Below are 7,547 nucleotides of genomic sequence, written 5' to 3' on the forward strand. Positions count from 1 at the left end.
ACTGTTCGCAAGTCTATCAGCGATTGATTAAAGCTTATGATTTGAAATGCAGTATGAGCGGCAAAGGCAACTGCTACGACAATGCCGCCTGTGAGAGCTTCTTCCACACGCTCAAGGTCGAACATGTCTATCGCATTGCCTTTGAGTCAATGGAGCACGCCAGACGCGAAATCTTCTGGTTTATTGAAGCCTATTACAACTTCAAACGCAAACATTCAAAATTGGGATACCAAAGCCCTGTAAAATTTGAATCCGCAGCATCTAAAATAGCTGCTTAAACTGTCCGTTGAAATGAGGGCAGATCATTTTAAATACAGTTTCCAAAATTGAATTTATTGGTAAATGAATATTTGAACTTACCATTCTCCAAAAAAACACACCAACAAGGGGAATTAGGGGGACGAATCAACAGCTATTCCCCGCTCTTGTATACGCATAAACTCAATGTTATCAAGGCTTACAAGACCATTTTCCCCAATTCCCTCAATTCCCCCCGCAAATCAGCATAGTGAGACTGATAACTAACATTGTAGTTGTGACGAATATATTTTTCTGCGTTTTTAGGGGCTTATGAAACATAGAAAAGGGCATGGGGGTTGATATGAAATTGGCACATTGATTTAGAAAACCAAAGGAATGGTTTTTCAGTATGTCTTAAAACGAATCTTGAAGTAAGCTATACAATTTGAGGGGTACTGTGTCGTTTTTATGTTACGATTAGAAAAATATTTTTTACGATGTTTTCAGGTATGTACAGCTTACTCCAAAAATGAGAGACATTTTTTAAAATGGGTAATTTAACGGGTAACTTTTAAAAACACTTTAAAATTATTAAATGATTTCAATGTGTTGCTTTTTTAATGTGGATTTTCTTCTGGGCACCAAAAAAATAAAACCCCCAGTCATTTGACTGGGGGTTTTATTTTTAGAACATTTCAAATACGAAGTTAAAGTAACGATATTTTAGAATGAATGGGTAAAAAGATAATGACGATACAATCCAAAATGAGAAATCCCTTAAGCAAAATTTCAATCGCATGTGCACTGATATTTAGTATGGTGGCTCAAGCAGCGCCACAAACAGCAGCTGATATTAAACCCCAAGTTGACCCAATTCCAACGTTATCTACAGAAGTCGCCCCAGCAGAGCAAAAGGACACGCCAGAACCCAGCAAGAAATATTCGCCATTGGATATTCAAACGAATTTTAATATTAAGGATAAAGATCACACCACTTTACGCATTGTGTCCCAAGGCAGTACAGTCGGTGTTGTTGCTACAAAAGTTGGGTTGTTTGCATTATCAATCTTTAGTGCGCTAAATGGCGTGCCTTTACCAGTAGGCGGTACGAGCGGGTTCACAAAAGAGCAATTGGTGGGTAGTGTTATTGGTGATGCCCAAGACAAAGAGCGCATCAAAAATCCTGCTGAAGCGGTTAAAAATAAACTCAAAGAAGAGTTTCAAGCATACGCTATCCAAAAACCAGAGTTAATTCAAGCGACTTTAACTACGCCGATTACAATAGCCGCTTCTGAGCCTGGTTGGAGGCTGATGTATGACAAGCTAGCAGGCAGTGAAGAGCAAACCAGCCAATATCACTTGTCATTGGGTTTGCTGATGACAGGGACATCGGCTGGAGCGTGCGTTTACAAGTCCTCGTCTAAGTCGTTGAGTGAATGGAAGGCAAATGATTATCAGGCGGTCGTCGATGAGCAGCCCCAAATCGTCAAGGAATGTGTTGAGACATTTAAGTCTGCATACGCAAAAGCTTTGGGTGTAAACCTGTCTCCGTAATGCCAATAAATGTCGCCCCATCATTTTTGATTAAAATGATGGGGTCAAAAAATCAATTTGACCACCTGCATTTGACTCGCGTAGTCGGATGCCAACACCAAGTAGTCGGATAGGTTCATGATGTCGCTCGCAAGCAGCTTTTAGTAAGCTATGAATTGTTTCACGGTTTAGGTTCAATGCATTTTGTTCAACACTTCGTACTCGAAAATTGGCTAAACGTAGTTTAACAAATACTTTTTGTACAAACGAAGTGGCCTGTGCATTTTGGACGCGCTCAATCAATTGGTCGTACAGCACGTCGATGTAGGGCAAACACTGCTCAAATCCGTTCAAATCATGCAAATAGGTGGTTTCAACGCTGATAGATTTTCGTTTGCGGTTGCTATGAACACTTCGTTGATCAACCCCTCGACATAATTGATAAAGCTGCGTGCCCATTTTGCCGAACTGTTCACGCAAAAAGGGCAGTTCTTTTTGACGCAAATCCATACACGTCTTAAGTCCAAGTTGGTACATTTTTTCAGCGGTACGCGGTCCGACGCCAAACAATTTATCAACGGGAAGCGTTGCAATAAAATCCTCGACAGCCTCGGGGCGAATGACAAACAAGCCATCGGGTTTATCCCAATCGCTCGCTATTTTGGCCAAGAATTTATTAGGCGCTACTCCTGCAGATACCACAAGGTTCAACTCCTCTTTAACCCGTGTCTTAATCGCAGCAGCAATGCGGGTCGCACTGCCTTGATGATGAGGGCTGTCCGTGACGTCAAGATAAGCCTCATCAAGCGATAAGGGCTCAATGCAGTCAGTGTATTCGCGATAAATAGTAAACATCGCTTGGGAGGCCGCTTTATACCGCGAAAAATCTGGCGGTACAATAATCAAGTGTGGACACAGGCGCAAAGCGTAACGGGTCGCCATCGCTGACCGCACCCCAAAAGCACGCGCTTCGTAGTTGCATGTGGCAATGACACCACGGCGATCCGCTTGCCCGCCAACCGCCAAAGGCTGACCCGCATATGCGGGCTCATCACGCATTTCAACGGCCGCATAGAAACAATCGGCATCGATGTGAATAATTTTACGTTGAGGGGTTGAATGGGGCACAATTGCTGTCATTTCATGACCCCGTTTAATGGGGCTTTTTTAACTAGTGGAGTGGACTATAAATAATATAGCACATTGGGCCCTATGCTTTATTGGTCAACTTTAATTTGGGTTGACCTCACCAGCCTGTTCCTTAAAACGATTAAAATGCAAGATTATTATATTTGGCTCATATTTCACGGGTAAAATTGACTGTATAACATTATTTACCATTGGTGAATAAAAATAAACGTTAAAACAACAAACTTTAAATCTTATATTGAGGACACTATATGATAAAAACAGATGAGCATTTGATGCAAACAACTTTATCCTCTCCCACCTCTAGTCTTTTAACATCTATTTCGGTCAATCTTCCCATCACTTTTTCACAAAAAGTCCCTGACATTGTCACTCGTTTTGACATAAGCAAGGTGAGCGGCCCACAAATTGTTACCTTCGGGCAAGAGCCTGTCAGCGCGTTTAGCAGACACCTTGATGAGATGCTTGAGCAACTCACCAAGGCTGATTCTCCCGTCTTGTTTGAGTTGTTTCGTAAAATAAGTAAGGGCATTAAAGATATGGATTTGCCCTCGTTGGAGATTCAGATTCGTGAGAAATTAAAAGGAGGGTGGTTGTCACGAGTATTTCGCGGCTTAGGCTTTAATAACTCAGCGAGTTTTTTGGAAAATGCGACTGATGAGGTTCGTGGTCTCCTGAAATCAAAAGCAAGTTCTTTGCTTGATTTAATCAGACCGATGGAAGCGCAGGTTGCAGACGAAAGCAGTAAACTTATTAATGAAATTAATAGGTTAGGTGAGCAGGCCGCTGCTTATCGAAATAGTATTTTGGACTTAGGGGTTTATGTTGTTGCGGGGCGAGATATTTTGCAGCAAGTGAAAACGGTCTTAAGCCAAGTTGAAGCCAGTGCTTCTGCTTCGCAAGATCCAGTACAAATTCGTGATGCAAAAGACATGCGTACTAAAGTGGAATTATTTGAAAATCGGGTGTTAACTTTAGAAAATGCTTACGCTAAAGCGCCAGTTGATTTGGAGTCAATCGGAATCGCACAAAATGCAGGATTAATGACGTTGGCGGACACAGTTAGTTCTTCACAAGTTGAGTTTAATGATATTAAGTCAGCTTTACTGCGCTTAAATGCGACATTTCAAATTCGTTCACTACAACAGTTGAACAATATGCGACGTGAGTTGAGGGCTGATTTGCAAAAATACTCATTACAACAATTGGAGGGTGTGGCTGTCGATGCGACGCGCTCGGCCGCTGATGCTCAACTTGAAAATGCTCAATTATTACTGGGCGTGGCTCAAACCTTAGGGCATATCTCTGAAAAGGTTGATGCAGAACGACAACAGAATGTTGTGAAAATCGCCAACACCAGAGCACTGCTTAAGCAGGTTCAAGAAGAAATCAGCACACTTAATTCATAATTTAAGACAGGAGAAGATAATGACAGTCAAGACAGAAGCAGGTGTGTTTGTACTCGAAAAGGGTGATATTTTTGAAGTTGATAAACAGCTCAAATCGTTACATATTGGTACTTTTTGGGAGCCAGCGGACGGTGGTCCAGCCCATGATATTGATTCGCATGCGGTGTTGCTTGTTCATCGTGGAGGTAATTCTGATGCGCCTTTGATGTATGGCGAAGGCTCGCATTTTTTAACATATGCGAATAAAACCCTCAAGCCGACGACTGATGAAGATGGTGATGTGACGGGTTTTGAAACAAGTGATAAGTCCATGTGGCATTCAGCGGATAATCGCCGTGGTGGGGCTGGCAGTAGCGAACACAATGAGCATGGGGATGCTCACGAGGAAGAGCTCAGTGAAGAAATGATGATTCATTTGTCAGATCTTCCTGCTAAGGGTGTTGAAATCGCGATTTGGTTAACGATTCACAAAGCCCAAGAGCGTCAACTTGACTTTAGCAAAATTGAAGGTTTGTTTGTTGAGGTTTGTGATGCAGATGGTAACGAGTTGTGTCGTTATCATCCCACGGGTGAGTTTGCAGGGTTTTATGCACTACAGGTTGGCTCGTTGATGAAAAAGGAAGAGGGTTCATGGGCTTTTACCGCGGTTGGCGCAGGTTCAAAAGCGGGGTTGGCCGATATCATATCTGCGTATCAAGGTTGATAAATGACACAGCCCAAAATCATTTTTGGTGCAACACCACAGTCTGATAGTGAGGCTGTGGTGGCAATAGCTAAGACAGATGAGAACTCATCATGCGTGTCACACGTTGAGAATAAAAACTTAGCGTCCGATTTGTCAAAGAGGCCAAAAATACCTTTTGGCGAGCCGAGTATCATACCAGCGAAGAGCAAAGCTCCAAAAATATTAGCTGGTGGCATTCAACGACAGCGTATTTCTTGTGACATTAGCGACCTAAAAAAAATTGACCCCACAGCTCATATTGCAAAATTATTAAATGCCTTGCAGCTGATTAATAGCATCAACTTAGATGACCCGTATTTTGAGGACATTGTCTATTTTGGTGCGGCCTTGCAGAAAGAGCATGGTGTTATCACGGAAACTGAGTTGGCTGTTGCCAATCAATCCACTCTATCAAAAACACAAGATATCTTAACTTCAATTCTTAAAACCTTAACTCAGCTCAATCCCGAACAAGTATTCTTAGATAAAAAAGAGTCGATTGTTAAAAACTTAAGCAAATTAATTTTTTTAAAGCCCAGTGCACGTCAAGTATTTGATAAATACTATCCCATTCTTTTAGAGCAACTAGAGTGTTTAAAAACCAGCATGGCTCTATTGAGGCAAGACAGCTTGCGGTTGAAGGAACTTAAGTCACGTTATCAATCGTTACCAGAAGAGATTGCCGTTCACCTCATTGCTGCCAACTTTATCATTCAGTATTTGACTCAATTGAATCAGGGTAACCTGAAAGAGCATTACATTGCCCAGTTGAACACCTTAGACACGCGGACAAGTAGCCTTTTATCGACTCAAGCAAGTGTTGAGATGGCGCTTTTAACGAACGAAGTGCTGTCAAATAACTTAAACTGTGTACTTGCGACAGCGCAAGCCTTGATTGATGAGGATTTGCCCGCTTTTTATAGTGCTTATACTGCTGCCCTGACCATTACCCAACAGAAAACAAGTACGACGCAAGCCACACTTGAACCACTGCACCGTATTTACCTCAACTTAATCCAAAAATTACAAGGAGAAAACAATGAATAATATTTTTGAAATAGAGAAGGAAGTTGAAAAAGTTCGATTTGTATTAGAAAAAAATGGCATTGATCATGTTGTTCGTGCCCGTGTTGGCGTCAATTTAGATGTGTCTGGCTCAATGATTGAGCTTTATAAACAAGGTGTCGTACAAAAAGTAGTTGAGCGTATCTTACCGCTTGGCTTGGCCTGTGATAACAATGGCGAGATTGATGTTTGGGGGTTCTCAAATCGTGCTGCCTTGGCCTGCGTCGCTACCCGTGAAAATTATAAAAACATTGTTGAGCAAGAAATGATGGATGGTGATTTAGACCATGTGTTATGGGAAGGGACGCAATATGCTCCTGTCATTCAAGCCAATTTAGATTATTATTCAGGTTCAGAATCACCCGTCCGCAATTTTTTTCGCAAACTCTTCAACAAAGAGTTTGCGGAAGATTCCAAGCTACCTGTGATTAATTATTTTTTAACGGATGGTGAAAACACAGACTCAAAAGCCACTCAAGAGTTATTTGAATACATTAAAGAGACTGAATCTCAAATTTACTATTTGCTTATTGGTGTAGGTAGCGCAAAATACAAATTTTTAAGAAAAATGGCTGAAAAGTTTCCCAATGTTGGTTTTGTTGCGGTTGATAGCCTAAAAACCTTTGTGACCGACGAAAATATTTACGAGCAATTATTGCCAAATGAACTGTGTACATGGCTTAAGCATGAGCACGATGAAGAGGAAGACCATCATTAAAACCTATGAGCACACATAAAAAGTGTGTTCATTAAAACTTATGAAAGAGGAGATGGGAAGAAATGTGCCTGTCGCCATGATTTCAACAACTCATATCCTTTAGATTATGAAACGAAAACGCATTGTCAGTCGATTGATTAACCCGCTGGTTGGTTTGCAGCCACTAAGTCAAGCAGATCAAACGAAACTATCGCTCCATCAACATTTAGCGTTATCAGCCATTCGTAAAGGCAATGGCTCAGAACAAGACCTATTTAACCTGATAAAAGCGTTAGAATTGTTATATATAGCCGTATCAGAGCGGCCTGATTATTTTGTAGCCCCTGCAAGTGGGCTTACAAATATACATCAAATGGCCATGGAAGTTTATCAAGCCATAGAGCAAGGGCGAACTAAGGAGAAACAAGAGAATAGGTGGAGCTTGACGGCGGAGACTCAAGCCGATATTGCAGAGGCTTTGACGGCTTTAGATGACTTGCTGCGACACACCACGACTTTTACTGTGGACGCGTGGCTTACTGCACGACGGCATTCCGTAATCTCAGGTTTTTTCAAATGCTTGAATAATCGTAGCAAATAACTTGTAGTATTAGCATTATTTTATGATGTTGCCCGGTAATCATCCCAAACATAACAGCATTTCAAAGTGGAATTAAAAACCCCAGTTTTAGTAAAGCAATCAAATCTGTCAAGGGCGGCGTATCCGGCG

At 41.6% G+C, this 7,547-nt stretch carries 8 protein-coding genes; 7 read left to right on the forward strand and 1 reads right to left on the reverse strand.

Features of this window, described 5'->3' with window-relative positions; genetic code table 11:
• A partial coding sequence (locus tag DFR44_RS10830; protein ID WP_162845236.1) for an integrase core domain-containing protein occupies nt 1-278 on the forward strand: 278 nt, incomplete at its 5' end.
• A gap of 727 nt (nt 279-1,005) precedes the next feature.
• Entirely contained in the window at nt 1,006-1,794 is a 789-nt protein-coding gene (locus tag DFR44_RS10835) for a hypothetical protein (RefSeq protein ID WP_133621585.1), read from the forward strand.
• 30 nt (nt 1,795-1,824) lie between these two features.
• Here the strand turns inward: DFR44_RS10835 and dinB are convergent, their stop codons facing one another.
• On the reverse strand, nt 1,825-2,913 hold the full coding sequence (dinB, locus tag DFR44_RS10840; RefSeq protein ID WP_133621586.1) for a DNA polymerase IV: 1,089 nt from the start codon (nt 2,911-2,913) through the stop codon (nt 1,825-1,827).
• A 260-nt stretch (nt 2,914-3,173) separates the two neighbouring features.
• On the opposite strand from dinB, the gene DFR44_RS10845 reads away from it, so the two are divergent.
• The 5 genes from DFR44_RS10845 to DFR44_RS10865 all read left to right on the forward strand — a co-directional run bounded on the left by DFR44_RS10845 (nt 3,174) and on the right by DFR44_RS10865 (nt 7,418).
• The gene (locus DFR44_RS10845) at nt 3,174-4,331 is read left to right on the forward strand and encodes a toxic anion resistance protein (protein ID WP_133621587.1); all 1,158 of its coding nucleotides are present in this window, start codon (nt 3,174-3,176) and stop codon (nt 4,329-4,331) included.
• Nucleotides 4,332-4,350: 19 nt separating this feature from the next.
• Entirely contained in the window at nt 4,351-5,034 is a 684-nt protein-coding gene (locus DFR44_RS10850; RefSeq protein ID WP_133621588.1) for a TerD family protein, read from the forward strand.
• A gap of 3 nt (nt 5,035-5,037) precedes the next feature.
• The gene (locus DFR44_RS10855) at nt 5,038-6,102 is read left to right on the forward strand and encodes a hypothetical protein (protein ID WP_133621589.1); all 1,065 of its coding nucleotides are present in this window, start codon (nt 5,038-5,040) and stop codon (nt 6,100-6,102) included.
• Entirely contained in the window at nt 6,095-6,838 is a 744-nt protein-coding gene (locus tag DFR44_RS10860; RefSeq protein ID WP_133621590.1) for a VWA domain-containing protein, read from the forward strand. The genes DFR44_RS10855 and DFR44_RS10860 overlap by 8 nt, the downstream gene beginning before the upstream one ends.
• Nucleotides 6,839-6,944: 106 nt before the next feature.
• Nucleotides 6,945-7,418, forward strand: coding sequence for a hypothetical protein (locus tag DFR44_RS10865; RefSeq protein WP_133621591.1), 474 nt, complete (start codon nt 6,945-6,947; stop codon nt 7,416-7,418).
• Nucleotides 7,419-7,547 lie beyond the last annotated feature (129 nt).

The sequence above is a fragment of the Hydromonas duriensis genome (genome assembly GCF_004363775.1).
Taxonomy (GTDB): domain Bacteria; phylum Pseudomonadota; class Gammaproteobacteria; order Burkholderiales; family Burkholderiaceae; genus Hydromonas; species Hydromonas duriensis.

Coding starts and splice junctions, on each gene's coding strand:
- DFR44_RS10835 (WP_133621585.1), top strand. CDS start 1,006: ATGAGAAATCCCTTAAGCAAAATTTCAATCGCATGTGCACTGATATTT.
- dinB (WP_133621586.1), bottom strand. CDS start 2,913: ATGACAGCAATTGTGCCCCATTCAACCCCTCAACGTAAAATTATTCAC.
- DFR44_RS10845 (WP_133621587.1), top strand. CDS start 3,174: ATGATAAAAACAGATGAGCATTTGATGCAAACAACTTTATCCTCTCCC.
- DFR44_RS10850 (WP_133621588.1), top strand. CDS start 4,351: ATGACAGTCAAGACAGAAGCAGGTGTGTTTGTACTCGAAAAGGGTGAT.
- DFR44_RS10855 (WP_133621589.1), top strand. CDS start 5,038: ATGACACAGCCCAAAATCATTTTTGGTGCAACACCACAGTCTGATAGT.
- DFR44_RS10860 (WP_133621590.1), top strand. CDS start 6,095: ATGAATAATATTTTTGAAATAGAGAAGGAAGTTGAAAAAGTTCGATTT.
- DFR44_RS10865 (WP_133621591.1), top strand. CDS start 6,945: ATGAAACGAAAACGCATTGTCAGTCGATTGATTAACCCGCTGGTTGGT.